Source organism: Bacillus sp. ISL-4, from assembly GCF_018613275.1.
Classification (GTDB): domain Bacteria; phylum Bacillota; class Bacilli; order Bacillales; family DSM-1321; genus Peribacillus; species Peribacillus simplex_E.
The window spans coordinates 35,988-59,129 of the sequence record NZ_JAGGQN010000025.1; the positions used below are offsets into that span (position 1 = coordinate 35,988).

The 23,142-nt window shown below is 37.0% G+C and carries 24 protein-coding genes and 2 pseudogenes; 16 read left to right on the forward strand and 10 right to left on the reverse strand.

The window, feature by feature from the left end; genetic code table 11:
• Positions 1 to 156 precede the first annotated feature (156 nt).
• From J7J00_RS17520 to J7J00_RS17530, 3 genes are read left to right on the forward strand one after another with little or no spacing between them, the layout of a single operon-like run.
• Positions 157 to 1,662 (forward strand): sulfatase-like hydrolase/transferase, encoded by a 1,506-nt coding sequence (locus tag J7J00_RS17520; protein ID WP_214792797.1) that lies wholly within the window; start codon positions 157 to 159, stop codon positions 1,660 to 1,662.
• 39 nt (positions 1,663 to 1,701) lie between these two features.
• Positions 1,702 to 2,667 carry a formylglycine-generating enzyme family protein gene (locus J7J00_RS17525; RefSeq protein WP_286201438.1) on the forward strand — a complete coding sequence of 322 codons (966 nt, stop codon included), beginning with the start codon at positions 1,702 to 1,704 and terminating at the stop codon, positions 2,665 to 2,667.
• A 57-nt stretch (positions 2,668 to 2,724) separates the two neighbouring features.
• On the forward strand, positions 2,725 to 3,621 hold the full coding sequence (locus J7J00_RS17530; protein WP_214792800.1) for a LysR family transcriptional regulator: 897 nt from the start codon (positions 2,725 to 2,727) through the stop codon (positions 3,619 to 3,621).
• Between the two features lie 96 nt (positions 3,622 to 3,717).
• Here J7J00_RS17530 and J7J00_RS28220 read toward each other — a convergent pair.
• Positions 3,718 to 3,878: pseudogene (locus J7J00_RS28220) on the reverse strand (recombinase family protein); the annotation flags it as partial.
• A 672-nt stretch (positions 3,879 to 4,550) separates the two neighbouring features.
• On the opposite strand from J7J00_RS28220, the gene mntA reads away from it, so the two are divergent.
• From mntA to J7J00_RS17565, 7 genes are all read left to right on the forward strand, one after another.
• The gene (gene mntA / locus J7J00_RS17535) at positions 4,551 to 4,958 is read left to right on the forward strand and encodes a type VII toxin-antitoxin system MntA family adenylyltransferase antitoxin (protein WP_214792803.1); all 408 of its coding nucleotides are present in this window, start codon (positions 4,551 to 4,553) and stop codon (positions 4,956 to 4,958) included.
• Positions 4,948 to 5,352, forward strand: a complete 405-nt coding sequence (gene hepT, locus J7J00_RS17540) for a type VII toxin-antitoxin system HepT family RNase toxin (protein WP_061466379.1) — start codon at positions 4,948 to 4,950, stop codon at positions 5,350 to 5,352. The genes mntA and hepT overlap by 11 nt, the downstream gene beginning before the upstream one ends.
• A gap of 16 nt (positions 5,353 to 5,368) precedes the next feature.
• Entirely contained in the window at positions 5,369 to 5,530 is a 162-nt protein-coding gene (locus J7J00_RS17545; RefSeq protein WP_155727554.1) for a hypothetical protein, read from the forward strand.
• A gap of 133 nt (positions 5,531 to 5,663) precedes the next feature.
• Positions 5,664 to 6,791, forward strand: a complete 1,128-nt coding sequence (gene xerS / locus J7J00_RS17550; RefSeq protein ID WP_214792806.1) for a tyrosine recombinase XerS — start codon at positions 5,664 to 5,666, stop codon at positions 6,789 to 6,791.
• 399 nt (positions 6,792 to 7,190) lie between these two features.
• Positions 7,191 to 7,679 (forward strand): hypothetical protein, encoded by a 489-nt coding sequence (locus J7J00_RS17555; protein ID WP_214792809.1) that lies wholly within the window; start codon positions 7,191 to 7,193, stop codon positions 7,677 to 7,679.
• A 70-nt stretch (positions 7,680 to 7,749) separates the two neighbouring features.
• Positions 7,750 to 8,418: a DUF6060 domain-containing protein gene (locus J7J00_RS17560; protein WP_214792812.1), complete on the forward strand. Its 669-nt coding sequence runs from the start codon at positions 7,750 to 7,752 to the stop codon at positions 8,416 to 8,418.
• A 232-nt stretch (positions 8,419 to 8,650) separates the two neighbouring features.
• Positions 8,651 to 8,836, forward strand: coding sequence for a hypothetical protein (locus J7J00_RS17565; RefSeq protein ID WP_214792815.1), 186 nt, complete (start codon positions 8,651 to 8,653; stop codon positions 8,834 to 8,836).
• A 176-nt stretch (positions 8,837 to 9,012) separates the two neighbouring features.
• Here J7J00_RS17565 and J7J00_RS17570 read toward each other — a convergent pair whose 3' ends face one another.
• From J7J00_RS17570 to J7J00_RS28650, 5 genes are all read right to left on the reverse strand, one after another.
• On the reverse strand, positions 9,013 to 9,621 hold the full coding sequence (locus tag J7J00_RS17570) for a hypothetical protein (protein WP_214792818.1): 609 nt from the start codon (positions 9,619 to 9,621) through the stop codon (positions 9,013 to 9,015).
• Positions 9,622 to 9,683: 62 nt separating this feature from the next.
• A complete protein-coding gene (locus tag J7J00_RS17575) occupies positions 9,684 to 9,938 on the reverse strand; it encodes a hypothetical protein (protein WP_214792822.1) in 255 nt (84 codons plus the stop codon).
• A 190-nt stretch (positions 9,939 to 10,128) separates the two neighbouring features.
• Complete coding sequence (locus tag J7J00_RS17580; protein ID WP_214792825.1) at positions 10,129 to 10,464, reverse strand: PAZ domain-containing protein; 336 nt, start codon at positions 10,462 to 10,464, stop codon at positions 10,129 to 10,131.
• Between the two features lie 75 nt (positions 10,465 to 10,539).
• Positions 10,540 to 11,439: a hypothetical protein gene (locus J7J00_RS17585; RefSeq protein ID WP_214792830.1), complete on the reverse strand. Its 900-nt coding sequence runs from the start codon at positions 11,437 to 11,439 to the stop codon at positions 10,540 to 10,542.
• Positions 11,440 to 11,637: 198 nt separating this feature from the next.
• A complete protein-coding gene (locus J7J00_RS28650) occupies positions 11,638 to 13,014 on the reverse strand; it encodes an Ig-like domain-containing protein (RefSeq protein WP_214792833.1) in 1,377 nt (458 codons plus the stop codon).
• 192 nt (positions 13,015 to 13,206) lie between these two features.
• Between J7J00_RS28650 and J7J00_RS17595 the strand changes: the two genes are divergently transcribed.
• The 3 genes from J7J00_RS17595 (at position 13,207) to J7J00_RS28930 (ending at position 15,063) form a co-directional block, all read left to right on the forward strand.
• Complete coding sequence (locus J7J00_RS17595) at positions 13,207 to 13,386, forward strand: hypothetical protein (protein WP_214792836.1); 180 nt, start codon at positions 13,207 to 13,209, stop codon at positions 13,384 to 13,386.
• Positions 13,387 to 13,661: 275 nt separating this feature from the next.
• On the forward strand, positions 13,662 to 14,273 hold the full coding sequence (locus tag J7J00_RS17600) for an HNH endonuclease signature motif containing protein (RefSeq protein WP_214792839.1): 612 nt from the start codon (positions 13,662 to 13,664) through the stop codon (positions 14,271 to 14,273).
• 697 nt (positions 14,274 to 14,970) lie between these two features.
• On the forward strand, positions 14,971 to 15,063 hold the full coding sequence (locus J7J00_RS28930) for a restriction endonuclease (protein WP_214792924.1): 93 nt from the start codon (positions 14,971 to 14,973) through the stop codon (positions 15,061 to 15,063).
• Between the two features lie 211 nt (positions 15,064 to 15,274).
• Here J7J00_RS28930 and J7J00_RS17610 read toward each other — a convergent pair whose 3' ends face one another.
• Positions 15,275 to 17,044: a DNA/RNA non-specific endonuclease gene (locus J7J00_RS17610; protein ID WP_214792842.1), complete on the reverse strand. Its 1,770-nt coding sequence runs from the start codon at positions 17,042 to 17,044 to the stop codon at positions 15,275 to 15,277.
• A 79-nt stretch (positions 17,045 to 17,123) separates the two neighbouring features.
• Positions 17,124 to 17,795, reverse strand: coding sequence for a M12 family metallopeptidase (locus J7J00_RS17615; protein ID WP_214792845.1), 672 nt, complete (start codon positions 17,793 to 17,795; stop codon positions 17,124 to 17,126).
• A 207-nt stretch (positions 17,796 to 18,002) separates the two neighbouring features.
• Here J7J00_RS17615 and J7J00_RS17620 point away from each other — a divergent pair, with 207 nt between their 5' ends.
• Positions 18,003 to 18,155, forward strand: coding sequence for a hypothetical protein (locus tag J7J00_RS17620; RefSeq protein ID WP_214792848.1), 153 nt, complete (start codon positions 18,003 to 18,005; stop codon positions 18,153 to 18,155).
• Between the two features lie 20 nt (positions 18,156 to 18,175).
• Here the strand turns inward: J7J00_RS17620 and J7J00_RS17625 are convergent.
• Positions 18,176 to 18,514: pseudogene (locus tag J7J00_RS17625) on the reverse strand (IS4 family transposase); the annotation flags it as partial.
• A gap of 308 nt (positions 18,515 to 18,822) precedes the next feature.
• Positions 18,823 to 19,293 (reverse strand): hypothetical protein, encoded by a 471-nt coding sequence (locus J7J00_RS17630; RefSeq protein WP_214792851.1) that lies wholly within the window; start codon positions 19,291 to 19,293, stop codon positions 18,823 to 18,825.
• A 400-nt stretch (positions 19,294 to 19,693) separates the two neighbouring features.
• Between J7J00_RS17630 and J7J00_RS17635 the strand changes: the two genes are divergently transcribed.
• Positions 19,694 to 21,958, forward strand: a complete 2,265-nt coding sequence (locus J7J00_RS17635; RefSeq protein WP_214792853.1) for an FAD-binding oxidoreductase — start codon at positions 19,694 to 19,696, stop codon at positions 21,956 to 21,958.
• Positions 21,959 to 22,333: 375 nt separating this feature from the next.
• A complete protein-coding gene (locus J7J00_RS17640; RefSeq protein WP_214792855.1) occupies positions 22,334 to 22,654 on the forward strand; it encodes a YbaB/EbfC family nucleoid-associated protein in 321 nt (106 codons plus the stop codon).
• The last annotated feature ends 488 nt before the right edge of the window (positions 22,655 to 23,142 follow it).

Sequence of the window (23,142 nt, forward strand, 5' to 3'; positions counted from 1 at the left end):
TCATTGCCATGGTTTAATTAAAAGTATGTTGGGATTTTTGTAACGGATAGGAGTGGATGTATTCGGAATGCGAATTACGTTTACGGAAGCGGTCAAAAGATTAAGAGATATTGTGAACCATTGAAAACAAGAGTTATATAATAGGAGGCAACAGCGATGAAGAATAATCAACCTAATATTGTGATGATTTCATGTGATCATTTAAGAGCGGACTTATTGGGATGTGCTGGTCATGACCTAATTCAAACTCCTCATATTGATATGTTAGCAAAAAAAGGAGTTCGTTTTACCCAAGCATACTCTACCACACCTATCTGTATTCCAGCTCGTGCAACTATTATGACAGGTCTTGAGGGAAACAGCTTGGGACTGACGGAGTATCGAGAAGGCGTTGAACTACCTAGACAAGAAACTCTTCCTAAACAACTAAGTGATGCTGGTTATCAAACGATGGCAATAGGAAAAATGCATACTTATCCAGAAAGGCGCCATTATGGGTTTAACAATATGATCCTATGGGAAGAAGGACGTCCATTCGGAGCTCCAAATGGAGAAAAAAGAGGTTATGGAGACTATGAGCAATGGTTAGCTGAACAAGGATATCCTGGCATGGCATTTGGTCACGGTATGTCTATAAATGGATATACCATGACACCGTGGCATTTGCCGGATCATTTACATCCGACTGAGTGGATTGGCTATGAAACGTGTAAACAAATTAAACGGCGAGATTGGACCAGTCCATTATTTATTTGGGCATCATTTACTGCTCCTCATCCACCTTTAGCCCCTTTATTAAAGGATCTTTACATGTACGATCGAGATGAAATGCCTCGTCCCGTTATTGGTGATTGGGCTGAAAATCATTCGGTATTTCATGAATTAGGGTTATCCTTTGGAGAGACGATGACTGACAAGCAAATTGACCTGGCCTATCGTGCCTACTTTGCATTAGTTACTCAGGTTGATAGGCAAATTAATAGAATCATTGGTACGCTTCGTGAAGAGGGCATCCTAGATAATACATGGTTTATTTTTACATCCGATCATGGAGATAATCTAGGTGATCATCATCTCTGGCAAAAAACGAACTTCTTGAAGGGATCTTGTAATATTCCGTTAATTATCACTCCTCCGCTAGTAGGAAGAGGAGATAGTTCAAATGAACTTCATTCAGAATGGCTTCCGGGTATGATTAATAATTCGGTTGTAGGTTTACAGGATATTCTTCCAACATGCTGTGAACTGGGTGGAGCAGCAATTCCGAACGATATTGATGGAAAGAGCTTGATGGCACTTGTAAATGATTCCTCTAAATCTGTAAGGGAAGTCATAATTGGAGAATTTGGGGCTATTGGAAAACGCTCTTTAATGATAACGGATGGTAAGTGGAAATATATTTGGTATGAAGAAGATGGAACGGAGCTGCTTTTTAACATTCATGAGGATTCGGATGAAATGATCAACTTAACCTTGAAGAATCCTCAATTAACAGATGAATGGAGAAGTAAATTAGTAGAAATTTTATCTAGCCGTGAAAATGATCCAGCTGTTGTTGAAAACATCCTAACAGCTGTTTCTCCGGGGCTTGAACTTTCTGCCTTGGAAAAAGAAGAAAGAAAGAATGCATACCCTTTCTTTCATCCGATGGGACTACACTAATCAAAACTAAAATTAATCAACCGATTGGGGAGAGACAGATTGTCCGGGAAAAACTGTTGTACGTCGAAGAGAGAGAATGGATTAAGAATCAGTATCTCACAATGCGAAGGGTTTTCTAATGAGATAACTCAATCAAAGTTAATACGACATGATGAAAATCTCATTAAATTACCTGGTGGAGAATTTTTAATGGGGACGGATGACCAAGACGGCTTTCCCGATGATGGGGAAGGACCGATTCGAAAAGTATACGTACAACCTTTTGCCATCGACCGTTATGCTGTCACAAATGCACAGTTTCGGGACTTCGTGGAAGATACTAGGTATATTACAGATGCAGAACGTTATAGGTGGTCATTTGTGTTTCACTTATTGCTTTCTGAGGAGATGAAGAGACGAGAATTTCATTCACCAAAGGAAACGCCATGGTGGTTTGCGATTGAGGGAGCTTACTGGAAGCATCCTGAAGGTCCTGATTCATCCATTGAGGAGAGGATGGAACACCCGGTTGTCCACATTTCATGGAACGACGCGATGGCATATTGTAAGTGGACGGGCAAAAGGCTGCCTACAGAAGCAGAATGGGAATATGCTGCTCGCGGTGGCCTAGTGAAGAAGAAATATCCGTGGGGAAATAAACTTACCTATAAGGGAGAACACCATTGTAATATTTGGCAAGGGAAGTTTCCGATAGAAAATACAAGGGAAGATGGCTATCTTACAACCGCTCCTGTAGATGCTTTTTCACCGAATGGGTTTGGTTTATACAATGTATCCGGAAATGTATGGGAATGGTGTTCGGATTGGTTTTCCAAAGTACATACTCAGGCAAAAATCAGCAAAAACCCTGCTGGTCCTGAAGTAGGGACAGCACATGTGATGAAAGGGGGATCTTATCTATGCCATAAATCATATTGTAACAGATATCGTGTGGCCGCGAGAAGCTCCAATACCTCTGATAGTTCATCAGGTAATTTGGGTTTCCGGTGTGCTGCAGATATTTAATAACATAGGAAATCTATCTTATTATTAAGAACTCTGAAGATATGAAGTGGTGATTAAATGAAGATAGAAAATCTAGAGGTTTTTTGTCTTGTTGTAGAGGAAGGGAGCATTAATAAGGCTTCAAGAAAAAAATATCTCACTCAACCAGCTGTTACTAGACAGATTCATCAAATAGAAAAAGTCTATGATACTTTATTATTTGAAAGAGAAAAAGGAAAACTAACTTTATCAGAAAGCGGAAAAGTGTTATATCCAATTGCAAAAAAAATCGTGAATGATTTTGCTCAATCCTTGGCCATTATTAATGAGTCAAAAGTAAAGGGCAGTTTTGCTTTGAATATTGGTGCTTCTCTAACAATTGGTGAATATTTATTGCCTAAAATACTAGGGGAATTTAAAAAGGATTTTCCCGAAATTGAAGTAACATTAAAAATTGGAAGTACACCGTTAATACTCAAACAATTAAAAAAAGATGAAATCCATATTGCCTTAGTTGAAGGAGAAGTCGAAGGCGGAGAATATAAAGTAAAAAGATTTGCCGAAGATGAGGTTGTGGTTGTTTGTTCCGCTAATCATAAGTGGAAAGACTGGGAAAAAGTACGTATAGAAGAAGTTATGGTTGAAAAAATCATCTGGCGGGAAGAGAATTCTGGAATCAGAATAGTTGTAGAAGATATACTTAAGAACAATCAAGTGTTTGAACAATTAAAGATATATATGGAATTCGGAAGTACACAAGCAATCAAAGGTGCAGTCGAAGAGAATATAGGAATATCCATTTTATCTAAGCTAACACTAGAAAAAGAAATAAAAGAGGGTTCATTAAAGGCTTTATCAATCGAAGGCATAGACTTTAAAAGGAACTTGTGGGTCGTACAGAAAAAAGAATATATTACAAAAGGAGTGGTCAAAGAGTTCCGTAATTATGTATTTCAGCGAATCGGGCTTGATTAAATGTCTTGGGTATAATTTGCCATTTTATGGTGGGTTTTATCCTTTTTTTTTGTTTCTTTCCAAAGAGCATGAAAGAAATTATAAAATAGAATATTATTTACTATCATACATCCGTAACGCAACAGCAAGCTTTTCTTTATCCAACTTAGGTGTACCTAATGTTTTCCACGCCTTTCCTATACATTCTCTGCAATAAGGTTTCTTTCCATTTCTGCAATGACGCATATCTTTTGGAACATGGCTTTGCCCATAGAGGTTCAAGAGCTCCTGCCAGCAGTGGCATCTTTATCCATGCGTAGCAGATCTGCAATTGGATGACAAGAACTGGTAGAGACTATCAACTTAATAGATATTCGCTGATCCATATCGAGTTCAAAAGTTCCATATGGATTGAATGATATAAAATAAAAGTGTTAATCCTCTAAACTCTTCAGGGGGCATTTTCTTAACCAATATTGAATGCTGCTGAAGATGAAAAGATTAAAGTGACTGACAATTTCCCACTGCTAATCAAAACGTTCATTAAAAAGATTAATTTGAGGTGAATCTATTGGGATTGTACTGGTTGGAATACAGAAACTTAAGATGACTAACCCTCTGTACAGGAATTAAATTTAATCGAAAGAATTGCGAAAAATGGAGAGTATAAAAATAACAAACAAAAATTATATATTCAGAAATTGACCTCGTCAGAATATTAAAAATAATATTTGCGCAAATGAATTATGGGTTGTAGCAGAAGAAAACATAAGCGGATTATTCTAATGATCTCTTGCAACTCAAAGTGTTATAACAAAAGAGGTTAGAAAAGATTATCTCTGAAAAAACACCACGTCCAATTATGCGTAAAATTTCAGTTTTACGAATAATTGGACGTGAGAATGAATGTTTGGTATAATCTTCATATAATAATTTAGGGAGCGTGTCTTATGTATACAGAGATGTTTCAAACCATTCAAGATACTCTCATAAAAAAAATAGATCCTGTTTTCATTATTATCTTTGGTTCTTATGCCAAAAAATCTACACATAAAGACAGTGATATCGATATTGCATTCTACTGTGAGAATCAATCGCTTACTACATATGAAGTTTTTCAGCTGGCACAGGAACTGGCAGATATTTTGAAAATCGAGGTGGATTTGGTCAATATCCGTACAGCATCCACGGTATTTAAAGCCCAGATATATACTACCGGTACCATTATATATTCAGCGAACGATACTCTTCTTAAAAACCTCCAAATGACTGCACTAAGCATGTACGCTAAATTGAACGAGGAACGCGAAAATATCTTAAAAAAAATAGGAGAAAGTGGGACCATCTATGAAGAATGATGTGATATTGAACAAAATCAGTGTTATAGAACGTTGCATGAACCGGGTTAAGGTTGTATACGAAAACAATCCAGAAAACCTAAAGGACTATACCAAACAAGACTCCATCATACTCAATATACAAAGGGCCTGCGAAGCGTCAATTGACTTGGCTATGCATATTGTAGCTGAACAGAAATTAGGATTGCCTCAAACCAGCAGAGATGCTTTTGATATGCTTCATGGGGCTTTAATTATTGACGAGAATACGGTCAAACGATTAAAGGCCATGGTGGGTTTCAGAAACATAGCCGTTCATGATTACCAGACGGTTAATCTAGACATTTTGCAGCAAATTGTTACGAACCATCTTGAGGATTTCACTGACTATACAAAACAAATCCTTAAATTTTAATAAAGGGGGGTTTATGATGAATTACAAAATCCGTGTTTATGATCTCCATACAAATAAAGAAACAATCAAGGTAGATAAAATCTTTGAAACGAAAGATGCTGCTGAAGCTGCTATCGAAAATCATAAACTTAAAAATCCAGAAAAATATGAGTATGTAAAAGTTCCTGTGAAAAGTTAATTATTTCAGTCCTACTCTTCCGTGCATGGACTGTTACGTAAGTTAGTAACTTAAACATAATATAATTATGTAAACAACTATTCGTAAAAATTGAATTTTACGCATAAATTAAAGTTAATAAAGGAGTAAAACAATGGCCAATACCAGACAACATCAAGTCCATGAGCAGAAATTGGAACAGCTGGTTAAGTCCATGCCTTTCTATATCGTTGAATATGTTGACAATAAATTGGATACCCGGTCCCCTTCCACCCTCTTGAATTACGTTCTTGATTATAAATTATTTTTGGAGTGGCTGATAGCCGAGGGCATTGCTGAGCAGGAGCATATTAAAGATATCCCCCTGTCCGTGCTGGAAAAGTTGAAGTTGATCGAAGCCCAATCCTTTATAAAATTTTTGGAACGGAGAAATATCCCTATCAATAAGAAAGAAACAAAAAAAGCGGAAAAGGTATCCGTCAATCGGAAAATTTCAGCATTACGTTCCCTTTTCAAGTATTTAACGACTCAGACGGAAAATGATGAAGGCGAACCTTACTTTTATCGAAATGTCATGTTGAAAATTGAAGTGAATAAAGTGAAAGAAACATTGGGGGCGCGTGCTTCCAGAATATCGACGAAGATTTTCCACAATGATGAGGATGCTCGGTTTCTTGAATTCGTGAAGCGTGACTATGAAAGAGAGCTACCTGAAAAGTCCAGGAAACTCATATACTTTAAAAGGGACAAGGAACGTGATTTTGCGATCTTATCCCTCTTCTTAGGAAGTGGCATCCGGGTGAATGAGTTATCCAACTTAAGGCTACGAGACTTGGATTTTGAGGAAAAACAAATACATGTATTACGTAAGGGTGGAAAAAAGGATGTAGTGGCAGTCTCTCCTCCGTCCATGCAGGACATAAAAGATTACCTAGCTGTGCGAACGGAGCGTTATAGGGGCTCAAATGATGATACGGCCTATGTATTCTTGACTCGGGTGAATGATGGAGCTACCCCTCTTTCCAACCGCGCCATCGAGGCGCTAGTAAAGAAATATACAAAGGCCTTTAAGTCCAATAAATCGATGTCTCCACACAAACTGAGGCATACATATGGGACTAATTTAATGGAGCAGTCAGGAGATATCCATTTGTTGATGACTCAACTCGGTCATACTTCAACCACAACGGCTGCCCTCTATACAAACCCTGAGCAAGAGAAGGCTAAAAAGGCTGCGAAACTGCTGGGAGAGAGAAGAACCAATTATCGTGAAAAGGATTAAATGAAAAAAGAGAAGATTTTTCTAGTCTTCTCTTTTTTAGTTTTGAATGTAAATTTCGAGAAACGTTCAATAAGGGGACAGAACAGTTAGTTTTTTGGGAGAGATATATTCTTGAAAATATTAGTATTATCTTATCAATAGTGGTTATTGTTCTATCAGGTTATAGTCTAATAACTCAAACCTTGGAGTATTCAAGATCATTAACCTCATTAGAATATATAGTATTAAAAGTGTTCTCTATAAATATAAGATGGTTTCCTTTTGTCCTTGAGTTACTTCCTAATTGAAACCATATTCTAATTAGTCTAAATCTCTAAAATTTACTATATAATGGAATTTTATTCGCGTCAAATGTATTATATAAGTACTACATCTTTTCTTAATAGGGGGATATTTATTATGAAAGTAGCGTTACCTTTTGTAATAGCCATGATTGCACTTACAGGATGTTCTGCAATAGCAAATGATGGAGCCAGTGAATTGAAATGGTTTAAAACAAAAGAAGAATCGATTAATCATGGCATTAAAGAAGAAAAGATGAAAAAAGAAGACATCATAGGAGAAGTAAGTGAGAACGGAGAAACATTTGTTATTTATAAGAAGCAAGTAGAGGAAGGCTTGGGAGTAGGAGTGTCAAGCATAAGTGAGCAAGATGGAAAATTTGCTTGGTATGACCCTGATCAAGATGTTCTTGTTAAGAACGATAAAGTCAAAAAGTATTCCTCACAAATCAGTTGGGGAACAACAACACAATCAGGAAAGGAATTTACAATTTACACTGGATTAACTGAAGATCAAAGTCCTCTCGTTAAAACACCTACTAGTGAAGTAAGCCCTACAATCGACAAGAAAACTGGTATTTACTTCTATATAGAACCTAATAAATAAGTCATACGAACCTTTACCAAATTTGATAACAATGACACAATTTAGATAATTATGGCAAAGGGGGAAGTTTATGGTAAAGTATATTAAATCTTTTCTTACTGTCTTGACTTTAAGTATTGTTTTTCTAGTAGTATCCGCAGATTCTTCATTCGCTGCAAAATCGGAGGGTGCAACTAAAGCTGTCAAGATTGACAAGAAAAATGCAATCTATGATAAGTCATTAGGCAAATATGTTACCCCTCTTAAAAAAGTAAATGGGAAATTAGTTCCTGCTTCAAAGCAAGAGTATTTAAATGAGATTCAAAATTCATCAGGACCATCAGTAGACATACTCCAAGGGTCAACTTTAGCTTTAACTAATGACATGGGGACTTTGGATTATCGGGAATACTGGAAATACTCTCCTACCAGTACAACAAGTAAAGTGACTGGTAAAACCAAAAAGGTTACAGCTGACATAGGGTGTACTTCAGCTTCTTGTAGTATTACCAAAAATGTTAGTGTAACAGTATCCGCTTCATATAGTGTTTCCGCAACAGCAGAAAAATCTGCCATTAAGGCCAATGCTGGTTTTACTTGGGTTAGTACTGCTAGTGACGCTAGTACATATTCTTTTACACTTAAAAAAGGTGATAAAGGCTATATTGGATTCAAGCCATACTACAAGAAAACTACAGGTAAATTGAAAAAATATTCAAACTGGGATGGATACTTGTATAGTAAATCAGCTTCCGCTTAGAGTCCAAGAAAAACTGCTAACAAAGAAGCTGATGGTATGTACTACTTCGTTCATTATTAATCAATCTAAAAATTGAGGGTGTCCATAATGGGCACTCTTTTTATGGTAGGAACCCATCAATACATTCCTTTGATTTTTCCTACATATAATTACTTTAAAGGGAAATATATGATAAAATTGAGGAACAACTGAGGATAGAGTGGGAGGTCACAGCTTCGCCTTTGCCATCTAAATGATAGATGGGAAGGGAGGTGACCGCATGATACATTTTCTATTGAACATTGTAACAGATATTGGTAAAGACGTTATAGTTGCTGTAGCAACCAGTCTCATCCTATCTGCGTTCAGTAAGAAAAAGAAAAAGAACCACTCCGCCCTCCAAGATGGAAATGGTTCTTCTTCTGATTCTTCTGATTAAGTAGTTGTGACCAACCACTCTTGCTAGTTGTCACCCTCATGTTACCAGCATGGGGGTGCTTTTAGTTTATGTTAATATAAGGATAACATACCCCAATTTTAAAGTAAATATTCAGACACTGTAAAGGAGAGCTCCGGAAGCATTGATATCGGCAATCAACGATCCCGCTGATTATTTCACCACTCTCCATACTGACTAGCGGATTTTAATATGTCTGATTTATCGCTGAAATCCATGGCTTTAACTTTCTTATTACTGATTTCCCACGTTTGAAAAACTTCTGGCGTATTCATGCCAGGCTTCGTCTCAGGATAAACCATCATTCTAATCTTGAACACATCTCCATTTGGGTCATTCGGTGTCGGTTCTTTTACTTCCAACAATCCACTAACTTTCAGATAATGAAGGAAATCTATCATTTCCACCCGCGTATCCACCCCTCTTTTCATTTCAATATAAACCTCTAATGTATCATCAGCAATTTGTGTCCAATCGAGTTCTCTGATAGGTCCACCAAATAGAATCTCTTCGTTTTCATCCCCATATGCATAAGCGGTGAAATGCCTATCATGACCAAAATAATTATCAAAAGCTTCTTCGAAGGATTCCGCTTTCTTCAGCTTCTCAACATCTACGAACGTAAACGTCGGTTTTACTTCTTCCATGATTTCAGTTTCTTCTTTTTTCGGTTCTTCTGATTCCGCCTCACCTGTACGCTCTGATTGTCCTTGACAAGCTGACAACAAGACGACGGACAAACACGCAATACCTAACATCTTCTTCATTTAAATCCCCCTAGACTAGTCGACCCGCTGATTAATTTTTTTTTGGTAGCTGAATAACCTTTTTAGCAAGTCTCTTTCCATTTATCTGAAATTCTCTTTTGCATAGCTTCTTGTTGCTTCCAGTATTCAGTCTTAAAGTAAATTTCACTAAGATACTTATATAGAGCATTTTTTTCTAAGGTATTAGAAGCCCACTCTGTATCCATTTCTTCATCGCAAGTATGAGCGATTAACTGAAAATCAGTTAAATAACTTGATAAATCCTTTGCCGATATTTTAAAAGCAATTTCAAGCATTTCTTCTTTCTTATCCGTCATCAGGCTCTCTCCTAAGCGGTTTTTTGATAGAGAGAGTATAAACACCCTCCCTTGTTAGTAAACTCGTAAAATTAGGCGTTTAACCAATCGTAGAAAGGTACTTTACCTGTAGGCTTAAATCCTGAGAAGTCGCTAACATGAAACTGGTCTTTTTTATAGCTTAACGCGATTTCACCGGCTAATTCGGGTTCTAATAAGCAGATGCTGATCCTGGAAGGATTTCACCGTCTTCAAAAATGTAGATGGTTTGATTAGAATTAGTAAATCCTTTTGTTTCTGGTGATGGCTCAACTAAATTTGTATTGCCACGCTTACGAGAATATTCTTGAAGCTCATTAAATTTATCTCGGTCGAGTATTAACAAATACGAAAACATTTGACGTTTTTCATGCATAAGAGGTTTACGATAAGGTCTAAAATCTTCACCATACTTTTCTTTTAAATATGTAGCTGCATCCTCGTGATTAGTAAATGTGGGATATTTCTGAACTTCGTTTTTAGTTAAAGGTGTATTGTTCTGGGCCATCTTTTTATCCTCCTATTAGTTATCTTTTATCGACCCATAAACATTTTATGGGCAGAGCTCATACTATTAATTGTATCATTTTACATATCTATAATAAGGGTCGCCATGTACTATGTAAGAAATAAAATGAAGATCCAGTGCGGTAAGGCCAGCATCCGGCGACTGGTGGATCCAGTTATCGAGTTGCAATTCGTTTATGATTTGTGTTCTTTGATCCATAATACAATTCTGAAGTAATACCAAAGACCATGTAGAGAAATCAATTTCAGCCCATAAATAAGCTAAGTAAAATTCAACCTCAGATTTCTCCATGCTACTTCTGTATTGATATATTATGTCAAAAACTCTATTTATTTTGAGAGCGAAGGAATAAACTTGCTTATAATAAAATCCTGATTGACGCAATGAAGCATCCGCAAGAGAAGAATAATAGTCAAAAAACCTTTCATAATCATTTTGAATTGGAATTGTAAATTGACTTGGTTTATCCTCCCGGAAATCACTCATTTCTTTTTTGTATGACGTTAAAGTAGTAGATAGGCGGTCAGCCATAGTTATTATAAGTTCATCGAATCCATAATCGATTCCCTTATCAGCCCTTATCTCTTCAAGATACTTAAAGAAAGAATTTTCAAACCTCTGCATTCTAGCTGTTTTATTTTGCTCTTCTAATGTCTCTCTGGTCATTCTCATTTCTTCTTTTTGTGTTTGCAATTGTTCCTTTTGGAGCTTAAATGTTTTATATACAAATGCAATTGTAATTATAGTTAAAAATGGGAGGGTGGAGCCACCTAAGAAGTCACCGTAAACACCTAAGTCTGCAAAGGCACTACCTAATTTAAGCACTTTAACCATAAAAATGCCAAAGATAGGGGACACAAAAGCAAATAATAAAAACATAAGGGCATATTCAGTAATATAATCACTAAAAATAAATTTTCCTTTTTTTTCTTCGTTCTTTTTTAACCACTTCACCTAATACACCTCTTTAAATTAATGCTACTACTATATCATGGAAAGGGTGGTATAAATTCCCTGGAGGGAAATTAATCAATGGAGCTAGGACTAGTAATTTTGTTAGTCTTAATCTTTATATGAATATTATTTTGACCTGATTTTAGGTCCCCAATATGAAAAAGGGGAACCATCAGGCTCCCCTTTTTCATATTGAACTTAATGTTTTACAACTTTGGTAGTTGCCTTAGAACTAGTATTTCCTGCCTTATCTTTTGCAGTTATTGAAAGTGTAGTTCCTTTTTTCTGTGCTTTAATCTTGACTGAATAGTTGCCCTTAGAACTTGCTTTAGCTGAACCGAGTGATTTACTTCCTGCCTTCACAGTTACAGTTGAATTAGCTTCTGCTTTACCCGTGACAACTTTATCATTGTCATCTATTTTATTTACTGTTGGCTTATTTGGTGCAATAACGTCTACAACAGTGACCGTTGTACTTGAACTCACATTCCCTGAACTATCTTTAGCCGTAATAGATAATTTAGTACCGGCTTTTTGAGCTGCAATTTTAACAGAGAATGTTCCTTTAGATGTTGATTTCGCAGATCCTAACACTTTACTTCCACTTTTAACAGTTACAGTCGAATTAACTTCTGCTTTACCCGTAACAACTTTATCATTATTGTCAACCTTATTTACTGTTGGCTTACTTGGTGCAATAACGTCCACAACAGTTACCGATGCACTTGAACTCACATTCCCTGCACTATCTTTAGCTGTGATCGTCAATTTAGTTCCTGCTTTTTGAACAGCTATTTTAATAGAGAATGTTCCTTTAGATGTTGCCTTTGCAGAACCTAACACTTTGCTTCCATTTTTAACAGTAACCGTAGAACTAGCCTCTGCTTTTCCTGTTACTACTTTGTCGTTATTATCAACCTTATAAACAGTTGGCTTAGATGGTTTAACATCATCTACAAATCTAGTTGCGATAGCATACATGTCATCACTTGTATTATTATCAATATCGTATTCATTATCTCGGTCGTAAACACCTACATAGTATGTGCCTTTTTTAACATCATATCCTCTATATTCAACGCCATCTTCATATTCGCTACCTAGATATTTTAAGTTACTATTTTCAACATAGTCTTTTTGTACTGCTGCAAATCCTAGATCAATAGCATATGAGGATGCTGTTCCTGCTACAAGCAAAAATCCATCACTAGGAACGACCACTTTAGAAAAATCTACATCATACAAAGGAAGCAATCTTCCAATTGTTGCTTTTTCGTATGACGAGTTATCTGCTGAAGCAAAGTCGTTATTGTACTCAACTTCAAAAATATAGTCATCATCACTCTTTTTACTATAACCCTTGCCTGACTTTGATTGTGAACCTTTTACTTCTTTTTCAAGTTGATTAAACGTTTTAGAATCCACTAAACCTTTTGGAAGTGGTTTTTCCACCTGGTGTTCAATAGCTTTTCTTGCCAATCCGTTCTCATTTCCTTCTGCCTTCACAACACCTGCAGACAATGATGAAGTAAATAGACCTACTGCAACCAATGATAAAATACCTTTATTACGCACATTTTCTCCCCTTGAATTCGTTATTAAGAACTATGTAACACTTTTACATACTAATACAAAAGTAATGGAATTACCATAAATTTCTTTAGCTTTATTTTGACAATAAACGCAATATATGTGGAATAAATTGATAGAGGTGGATTATTGTGGTAGATTATATAAGCAAATATAACTAATTAGGGGGCATTTTGGATGGTATTGTTTAGAGTTGAGTATAACGAAGTAAATGAAGACGGAGAAGTTGGTTATGAGGTAAAAGTATCAGACCCATTTTATACGCATGATGAAGCTTATGAGTTACGTGCAAAATTGGAAAACCAACCTAAAAAGTATAGAAACGTTGCTGTTGTACCAGATAGCTCTGATGATTGATTCGAGAGTAGGGGGATGGCAAATTTAACCCTTGATTTATAATAAAGATAGGTTAACAAAACCAGCCATTCAGTTATTTAACTGTCGGAGGTTAAATAACAAATCCATCTAGTCAAATCGATTGGATGGTTGTTTTTTTGTATGATAGTTTACATAAAATTTAAAGATTGTAAAATATATCCTTTAATGTAAGTTGATTTGAGTTATAATTACCTAGTAAGGTAATACAAAATACTATTTTAAAGGTGGCAATTATATAAAAGGAGTTGTCACAAATGAAAAAAGTAAAAAGAAAAGATTTCAAGAATTTTGAGGTAGCATTTTATTGGGGGGAAACACCATACTTTCGTGATAATGGCATGAGTGTTTTGGAATCCCTAGATATTCATATAGAATATCCCCAATGTTTTGCTTGCGGTAAGTCTAAGTTTATTGATTCAAAGACTTCTATGTCCCATATTTCAATGTGGAATGCATCCAAATTAGAAAAACACCATTTTGACCCTTTGAGTTTGGGTGGTGAAGACGAAATTCACAATATTGTGCTGCTATGTAAAAAGTGTCATTCTGAAGCCCCTATGTCGAGGTTGACCTTAGAGGAGATTATAATCTGGTGTAAATCAAAGCCTTCTCACATAGAAGAAGAGTGGGCTAACAGTGTTGCGGGATTCTATAGGATGCTGGAGAACAAATTTGAGAATGAACAAGAAAGAAATGCTTTTATGGAATGGTTTGTAAAAAACATTTCACCAATTGAACCTAAAGAGATGTGCAAAACATTAACAAGCGAGCAATTGGTTTCTTCGCATTTTGGTATGAATCCTACAGGGGAGACGATAGCATACGCCTGTGCTAAGTTATACGAAAAAGAGAACGTACAAGGTTAAAATATATGTAGAAGGGTAGTCATTAGATTACCCTTTTTTTAGTTTACAATTTATCTAGTTTACATAAGATTGATTATAGGAAGTTAATAGTTCACAAAATAACCTGTCTCAAAACGACAAGTAATCTTGTTGTAGTGAGACGGAATAAAAAAATAAAAATAATTTTACATTTTCTTGAATCAATTTCTTTTATTTATTGTAATGTATTTTTGGGGAAACTCCATTTACGGTTTTCCAGGGCTCCGTGGACCGAAAAAACCTCTAGGTATATCTTAGAGGCTTTTTTAATTAGTATCTCATTGCCACTAGTATTCTTATATTTTGAGACAAAAAAGAATTTTACTTAAAGTACATCTTCTGTTGATGGTGTATCTGCGTTATCTATAGTGATATCTATTGCATCCACTTCTTCTTTTGTCATTGGTTCAGCAGCCTCAGTTTTTAGTTTTTAGTTTTCACTTTTTCAACCTCTTTGCCATGTTTCTCCACTTCTTATTAGCCTTTTGAATTTCTTTTTCAAGTTCAGCGACTAATAAACTATACATTTTGTGTGTTTCGCAAGGAGTGTCTACAGAGTATTTTAGGAAGCTTACCAATTCATTGATACCCTGACTGTGATTTGGACTGTAAGTTACAAAATACCACAGCAATTCTTCACTCTAATATGGTTAAACAAAATACTAAAGGTGGATAATTAATTACTACTGCACAATTTACAAAACCAGCAAGACAGTATGTTCAAGGTCTTAATATTCAACTTATTAATGGTGTAGATTTAGTAGAATATTGACCTGATCTTTAAAAGGTAAACTTTATTCATCAAATGGCAAGCTTGCACAGAATACATAAAACAGATAATACAAAGAGCTATTGGTTTTACCCTCGTTACCTTCCAATGTAATTAATTTATCTTCTAAAAAAGCTTACCTCTTATATCATGTTAGAATGCGGAAACAGAGGGAGTTTGATATCCCCTCTGTTAGTTTATCCTTAAACATTACTTAGAAAAGTATATCTTTAGAGTTATTAATAACGCGACCTACTGCAGTAGTTTCAATTCGTTCTATTGGATCGTGATTTCTTAGGTTTCCAAAGTCGAGACCAGTTAAGTTTTCAATAGTTGAAACTTTTATTTGGTATGTTTTAAATTCTCCATAGGCAAATTCCAAATTATCGATTAAATTTTTTTGAGTTTGCAAATAGGCAGTCGCAGATAATTCCCCATTTTCCTTAACCATAACAGCAACTTTCCAAAATTCTGCAGGTATTTGAACGTTTCGATAGATTATATCGTCACCCCGAAATACTGGACCTGTAAACACTGTAACTTTCAGATTAAATTTATCAGCGTTTTCTAAAATATAATCTTCTAATTCCAACCATGTTTTCTGATTTAAATCTTTATGTTGTGGAGAAGAATTCGTATAGTGAAATGTATCCTTATTTGCCTCATTTGCATTATCTCCCCAAACAGGGTCTCTTCGACGTACGAGATGTCCTTTATCAATATCATTATTATCGTAAAGTTCTGGCCCGCACTGGTATTTTTCTTCAATACGTGGGTCAAAGTTCCATTTATTTTCACGACCAATGTTCACTAGCTTGTTTCCATCAATGTTAACTACTGTATAATAAGATAGACGCCTGGACTTACTCATAACTATTGAAAAATGTGTATAGTTTAACACAGTGTCATCGTTCCTCTGTGTTACTATGTCTTGTTTAAGGTCAGAACGAAATTTTGGATGAGGAACTTCATTGTTGTCGCCAAGAAATTTAGTATCATAACCAGTTGAAAATTCTTGCCATTCCTCTGCTTTTGTATCAATGCTTTCCCTATTATTAACAATCCCATCAATTAACGCTTTCTTTTCATCACTTAAATTTGACTCCATAGCAAATTTTAAAATACTACTAATTCTGATACCCTCATTGGATATGTACTTAGTATTATCATTAGGATCTGGAACACCGGCATGATGTAGACCAACTACTATCCATTGATCGTTAAACACTGGAGAACCGGAAGATCCTGGCTGTGTATCTGTCAAGTAGTGAATATAATCATCAAATATATCGGTTATTTTGTTATTTCTAAGAGCTATAGCCTTCGGAGCACCAGAAGGATGTTGAATAATTGATACATATTCACCAAGTAAAACTTTCCCTTTTTGAGGAAGTAACGGTAAGAATCCAAAATCACTGGATTTTGTTCCATCCGCTGAGACCTCTTCTATAGCTACTAAAGTAAAATCTAATTTTTGGTCGGTAATAAATAAAGTATTTGGTTTAAATCGGAAGCTTTTAATCGGACGTTCCTTTTGATCAAGGTCCATTTCATAGTTGAATTGTGCAACACTAAAAAGAGCAGAATCCTCGTTTTCTAATACGTGATTATTTGTTAGTAATAATTTTGACGAAACAAGAAAACCTGTACCGTGTCCAAGAATTCGACCAATTCTATCACGTACCTCAATTCTACAGACAGGCTTTGCTGCTATAAGCCCTGCCTCAAAATAAGAAATAGGAAATAAATCATTCTCCCCAAATACCCGTTCAAAAGCTAGTCCATCACGAGGGTTTATGAATTTCTTTCGAATAGCAATTCGTTCTGGTGTATCTATTTCCGTAGGATTCTTATTATTTAGGTTTTCAACTGTTCGTTCTCGTTGACTTGAACGTTCAATAAAACGTTGTAATGCTTGTTGTTGCTGCATAGCTATAAGCTCTTTATTGAAATCTTGGAACTCATCGAATCGTATTATGGACATGCTTTACTCTCCTTAAATAATGGAAATTTCTCCAAGACACCAGTGATTGTAAAAATATGTTCAAGTTTAATGCGTAATATTAATGAGGATAGAGTTTTTGAATAAATTCCTTGTCTTTTTCGGTGAGTATAACACCTCCAACAACCTCAAAGTCTCCAATAGTATGCTCATTTGGAATGGAATAGAGCATGATAGAAGTCGGGTCGAACTCTGTAAAGCTTGTGATTTCTTTACTATATCTAGTAAAGAGGTTGTTATCTACTTGTTCTTTAGTCCAATTATTTGGGGGGCCCATATAGTAACGATAAACAGCTTCTTTATCCCATGGTATCTCTGCAGTAGGATTCTGATGTTCATGAATACATCCCAAGGCATGCCCAAATTCATGTAAAACAACCCTTGAATATTCTGTATCAGGAGTATCTGGTTTTAACCATCCATAATTCATTGTTGCTTTATCTTTGTCTACTTCCTTACAATTAGTTCCTATTAAGGACCAACTACCATCATTTTCATCAAAAGAAATACGTATTTCGGCATCAGGATTATTCCCAAATTCAAATTTAATATTTGCGTATTCTTCCCACTTTTTTGCATATTTTTTAACCTTCTCTTGTACTTCCGGTATTCCTTCCATGAAACGGACATGAATTGATTGTCCCGGCTCCCATAGATATTGGTTTATGGCTGCTATTTCCTTATAAGAATCTTGTGGAACTTTATCAATACAAACTCTAACTTTATCAGACATATCATTGCCTCCTTATAACTTTCTAGCACCTAATATAATTTGCACTAACTTATTGATTATTATTCTTTAATTCGTGAGTTTCCCTATTTGCTACTTTCCATTTATTTATTTGAAAGATAGTCCTAAACATCGACCAATTAATGTTAATAAGCATATTAATATTTATATTAGGGATGAGAAACCAATAAATCAATTATGGGAAATTGTTTGGAAGGAAAAGAAAGATTTGAGGTTATTATTATAAGTGTTAAAAAAGATTTAGATAAGGAATTGAAAGAGATAAACGATAATGGATGGAATTTAATTTCGATTAATGACTTGGAAAGTTTATTTGAACTTGAAGCTGCGGAGGTATTTTAAAATGAAATTGATCGTTTCTAAGATAGCGCTTGTGATGCACAAAGCTTTTGGGTGAGGATTGATGTAAAAACTTCTCGAAGAAATGTGACAGCCTCTGGATTAAATCGTTGATTCAGTCCCTATTGGCTTATCAGTACACCTGTCGAAGCCTCTAACCGACTACATAGTTGCGTAAGAGATGTACTCGCATTTTCTTGGCTGAGCCAAACGCAAAGAGCGATGAGTTCGTCTGCTTGATACTTACTCGATCGCTGCACAAAACCAACTTGCTTGGCGATTTTTTTTAAGACGATTGGAGATAGAAAACGTTGTAATTCTTGTGAGAATAGATGTAATTCTTCAGAAAACGAGAGAACCATGAAGAAACGTAATCCTTTTCTAGTATTTTACTGAAAGAATAACGTTTTTTTCATTTTTGGGGAAACTAGTTTTGTTAAATTGATGGGCATGTGGCGGGACCCTATATAGTAATTCTTTACCTTAAGCCCGGCGTGTGATCGTTGATCACAGTGTCTAGGTTGAATCGATTTTCTTCGAGACAATGCCCTCTAAGCCCATCTTCACCGTGGCATCAAACAAGGCTTGGCTAATCTCAGTACCAATCACTAAACTATACGTGAGGACACGTGATCTACATATTTTTCAATAATTTAAGCTATTTGTCATATTACTTTATAGGAGGTTCAGATCGTTTATTACAAAAACTTATAGTAATAAATGTCTTGTTAAATACGCCATATAATATGTCACTTTCAACATCAAAACTTGGTTCAAAGCTGAACTCAAAGTTCCACTTTGAGGATTTCATTGTAACAATATAGTTTATATTATTGACTGAAAACCTGGGTACGATTAATACATCTAAAGGTTCAGTTTCATTACAATCAAATGGACAATCTCCTCGTCTTCTATCACTAAAATATTGTTTAATCCCATTTTGGTATGATTTAAATCGGGGTTGTAGACTAACCCATTTCGAAATACTGCCTAGATCAAAATGAATTGTCCCTTCGGCATAGCTAACTAGGTTATTTCTGCTCATATCATTAGTTGCTATAGCGATATCAACAGAGCATAGATGGTCTTCAGGCTGTTCGGAAGCCCATTGAAAAAGATCGTCCAGAATATTATCAGACATAGTCATCCCTCATTCATTTATTTTTTGTCTACAGTCTATCTGATACTGTTCCTGTATTCCTCGGTTTTAACCGTTTTATTATTAACTAGCAGAGATTCTTTTATACGGAGTTGTGAACCAACTGAAAGGTTATTGGATCCCCCCTATATTTCGAAATACGTCAAGCCTACTAGTTAAATTATGTACGTTATCCGTAAATTTTTTTAAATTAATATAGAGATTTTTAAGGTTGTAAGAATGACTATTTGACTTCCGAACAATAGATGTTGTAACTGTCCTGTTGGAAAATTTAAATAATAATTCCGTAATGAATAATCTTTTACTTTTTAAGCAAACATACCTATGGTAACTATTGTTATAACCCACAAGGATTTGTTAAGTCTATTTGGAGGTAGATCCAATGTTATGCGATGATAAAGAATGGCGTCGTTTACACGACAACGGAGAGCTTCCTGCCATCGTGCCCAAACCAGAACGTCATTGTTATCCAACAACACTTCAGGACCTTATCAACACTGTGCGTGAGGCGGAAGATATAACAGGGCCCAAACCTGAAGTCAGGGCATGTGGCAGTCACTGGGCTCTATCACACGCAGCTGTTACCGACGGATTCCTCGTCGAAACCCGTAACCCCGAAGTAGATGACCAAGGCAATCCTGCTCGCCTAAACAAGATGAATAAGACACTCTATGAGGTCTTCCCTAAATGTATGACCTCGGATGCTTGGCATTTCTTCGGTGACCAGGGTGTTACTCCCTACAAAGATAGTGATCCGCTGGATCACTCAAAATTTTATCTCTACCACGTCGAGGCCGGAACAACAATTTGGGAGCTTTACTCACGTCTTGATAAAGGAGAAGAGGATCCCGGCCCTAGCATCGCAGGCGAATTAAAACAATACCTGGGACCATGGGCTATGTCCACGCTTGGTGGGGCAGGCGGTCAAACTATTGTAGGAGCTATTTCCACCGGCACACACGGCGGAGACGTACATCTACCACCGATCGCCGATGCCGTTCAAGCCGTACATCTCATTGGGCCGCAGGGTCAGCAATTCTGGATTGAGCGCGAATTAGCACCAGGTATTCAATTGGTGAATGAGGCGCTGCTCCAAAATTTATATGGTGACATCATGGTAATTCGTGACGCCGAAATGTTGAACTCGGTCATCGTTGCTGCTGGCCGGATGGGTATTATATATTCCGTCGTGCTCCGTGTCGTTCGTCAATATGCCCTTCACCAAACCGGACTAAAGGAAAATTGGTCCAGTGTAAAACAATGGTTAAATAATCCAAACCACCCGAATTTCAGCAATAACCGTTTTGTCAATATCGTGATGAGTCCTAACTCACAGGTGAAAAATACATCTGAACATACCTGCATTATCATATTACGTAATGCTCTGCCGCTGGCTGTTGCAGGTAGTCCTCCGAGCGGCCCTAGCGGCCGTGCTGAACGCGGTAGCCCATCTACTGCTGGTAATTCACACGCTTACGGGTCGAAAGAATTCATGAACATCATTTGTAATTCCGATGCTCCGATCAAAGCGGCTATCCAAGAGTTCATTAAAGAATTGGAAGGTATAAGGAATACAGCCTTATTGACTGCTGCTGCGGCCGTTGCGGTATTCATAAACCCCTTTACTCCCCCGGGAGTGAGGGAGGTGGCAGCGGCGGCGGTAATAGCGGCCTTAGCTGTCGCTGCTGTTGCCCAAGCCTTAATAATGGCTTTAAAATCTTTTCTTGCTATTGCGCCTTCAGGTCCGCTGGGCAAGACACTCACAGCTATTTGTAATTGGGCTACAGAAAATGATCTTTTTGAAGTCATACGCCGGATAAACGAGTATCTTATAGAATCAGAGATGGATCCAAAGAAGGTATACACCGCTATAAGCTATGCGCTAATGGATGGTACCAATTATAAAAATGTAGGATGTCAATTTCCCGGAGATTCGTTGGAAGCCTTTTTTGATCATACTGACCCGAATCTGGTAGTTTTCATCGACAGGATTATTCAACGTGTCAATGAACTAGAGAGTGGAAAAATTACCGGCAAGCCTTTAGCTATCGGGGGGTGGGTTGCTCTGCGTTTTATGAGTCAGTCCAGTGCTTTGATTGCCATGCAAAAGTTTCCACGTACTTGCTCCGTTGAAATCGCTATGCCTGTTGAGATACTTGGCACGGAACCTTTCATGCAGTTAATTGAAAGGGACGCTATAGAGCTTGGAGCTACTTTGCATTGGGGACAGCGAAATAATATGAATATGAAAGATGTTGAGAGATTATTTGATGCCACTGGACCTTTGTTTCGTTGGCGTAAGGCACTTTCTAAGATCTCAAGTAACGGACGATTCGCCACATTCAGTACAAAGTTTACTCGCGACCGCGGCTTGGAGGTCGTTCAACCTCTCGTACAGGACTTTAGCGTCGTACCACGATTTGCATGCGCAGGATCACAGCTGAGGATTAATTGGAACGCCAACAATAACCCTCCCGGAACCGTGGCAAGCCTAGAAGTAGGTACCCAGGGAACATCGGATTTCGAGTCAGTACGACTTCCTGCGCTCAGTGGCTCTGATGATCAGCTCGTAAAGCTACCTTGCAGGCACCAAAGACATCAAACTCGTCGTAGCCTATACGTTAAATGGACGTACTTTAAAGGATAGACGGGTGATCGATGTTCGAGGTTTTCGGGATCATGACGTCTGGACATTTGTAAAAATACCCACTTGCATGGTTATTGACGGTGCATCACGTTGGGCGGTCGAGTTTCCGTTCTCTTCCCAGTTCATATCAAATAACCTCCTTGTGGAGGAGATAGTCTGCAATTTTACACAAAACACAAAGTGGTTTGCGAGAACTCCCGGTATGCCCGACGTGACATTCACATCGGTACAAAATCGGCAAACCCTACCATCCAAACCGATCCTTAATGCGCCGTGGACTTTTTTCGTTGAGCAAACTGGTTGTCAAGGTTCGACTCCTGATTTTCACGTGGTATTTAAAATTGTTTGCACCTAATCCTACTAAGGAGGAACAATATGGTTGATATGAAATTGAACGAAGCGGTATTTAAAACATTAAAAAATGAGATGTTTACGCACTTCACAAACAACAGGTTTGGACCTGTCGAATCGTCTGTAGATGAGCTTGTATCGATTTCGATAGATGCTGATTTCCAGGTGAGATCGGTATCACTTCGCGGATTAGACTTGGATTCTTCTGATGTGTGTCGTCTGGAGGAGGCAATTTTGACAGCCTTCAACAATGCTGTCCGTGAAGTTGTCAACCGCAATGGAGAGAACTTCACTCAGGTGCTACATAGTGCCATTAATCTTAACAGTGCGACCGGAAAAGATTAATGAGGGATGTTTGCATTACTAGTCAGCCTACGATTTTCAATGAATGATTAATTCAGTGCCGTGACTAACGATCAAGCACATTCGTTATTAACTGACATTGTCGCTCATAATTTATTGGGATCTATTCCTTTTAAGGCTGGAATACTTAACTTTCTAACGCGTTTATGCAGAAAATGTACAGGTGCTAAGTTATACAAAGAATTTGCTTATTCTGCTAACGGAGATCGATAGTTCAACAAGCAACCATAATCTACACGAAAGAAAAAAGGTCGTTAACCTTTTTATTATGGGGTTGCCGACCTCTTTAGGCCCAATACCAGCGTAGCTGACAGACCGCAAAGTAAGACCATGAAAAGTTCCTGAAACGGTGAGTATCGGAACTTTTTTATCTTCTAAGCTTTTTAGCCCGTTGGTAAGATGAGAAGTACTGTCACTATGTCACAAAGTTCCCATGCCATAAACAGAAACGGAACTTCATTTGAAATTAC

What these genes read in the sequence shown, in the direction of transcription:
- J7J00_RS17555 (WP_214792809.1), top strand. Translation starts at nt 7,191, where the DNA reads ATGAAAGTAGCGTTACCTTTTGTAATAGCCATGATTGCACTTACAGGA.
- J7J00_RS17545 (WP_155727554.1), top strand. Translation starts at nt 5,369, where the DNA reads ATGAATTACAAAATCCGTGTTTATGATCTCCATACAAATAAAGAAACA.
- J7J00_RS17635 (WP_214792853.1), top strand. Translation starts at nt 19,694, where the DNA reads ATGTTATGCGATGATAAAGAATGGCGTCGTTTACACGACAACGGAGAG.
- J7J00_RS17520 (WP_214792797.1), top strand. Translation starts at nt 157, where the DNA reads ATGAAGAATAATCAACCTAATATTGTGATGATTTCATGTGATCATTTA.
- xerS (WP_214792806.1), top strand. Translation starts at nt 5,664, where the DNA reads ATGGCCAATACCAGACAACATCAAGTCCATGAGCAGAAATTGGAACAG.
- J7J00_RS17570 (WP_214792818.1), bottom strand. Translation starts at nt 9,621, where the DNA reads ATGAAGAAGATGTTAGGTATTGCGTGTTTGTCCGTCGTCTTGTTGTCA.
- J7J00_RS17575 (WP_214792822.1), bottom strand. Translation starts at nt 9,938, where the DNA reads ATGACGGATAAGAAAGAAGAAATGCTTGAAATTGCTTTTAAAATATCG.
- mntA (WP_214792803.1), top strand. Translation starts at nt 4,551, where the DNA reads ATGTATACAGAGATGTTTCAAACCATTCAAGATACTCTCATAAAAAAA.
- J7J00_RS17615 (WP_214792845.1), bottom strand. Translation starts at nt 17,795, where the DNA reads ATGTCTGATAAAGTTAGAGTTTGTATTGATAAAGTTCCACAAGATTCT.
- J7J00_RS17610 (WP_214792842.1), bottom strand. Translation starts at nt 17,044, where the DNA reads ATGTCCATAATACGATTCGATGAGTTCCAAGATTTCAATAAAGAGCTT.
- J7J00_RS17600 (WP_214792839.1), top strand. Translation starts at nt 13,662, where the DNA reads ATGAAAAAAGTAAAAAGAAAAGATTTCAAGAATTTTGAGGTAGCATTT.
- J7J00_RS17595 (WP_214792836.1), top strand. Translation starts at nt 13,207, where the DNA reads ATGGTATTGTTTAGAGTTGAGTATAACGAAGTAAATGAAGACGGAGAA.
- J7J00_RS17640 (WP_214792855.1), top strand. Translation starts at nt 22,334, where the DNA reads ATGGTTGATATGAAATTGAACGAAGCGGTATTTAAAACATTAAAAAAT.
- J7J00_RS17565 (WP_214792815.1), top strand. Translation starts at nt 8,651, where the DNA reads ATGATAGATGGGAAGGGAGGTGACCGCATGATACATTTTCTATTGAAC.
- J7J00_RS17630 (WP_214792851.1), bottom strand. Translation starts at nt 19,293, where the DNA reads ATGTCTGATAATATTCTGGACGATCTTTTTCAATGGGCTTCCGAACAG.
- J7J00_RS17530 (WP_214792800.1), top strand. Translation starts at nt 2,725, where the DNA reads ATGAAGATAGAAAATCTAGAGGTTTTTTGTCTTGTTGTAGAGGAAGGG.
- J7J00_RS17580 (WP_214792825.1), bottom strand. Translation starts at nt 10,464, where the DNA reads ATGGCCCAGAACAATACACCTTTAACTAAAAACGAAGTTCAGAAATAT.
- J7J00_RS17560 (WP_214792812.1), top strand. Translation starts at nt 7,750, where the DNA reads ATGGTAAAGTATATTAAATCTTTTCTTACTGTCTTGACTTTAAGTATT.
- hepT (WP_061466379.1), top strand. Translation starts at nt 4,948, where the DNA reads ATGAAGAATGATGTGATATTGAACAAAATCAGTGTTATAGAACGTTGC.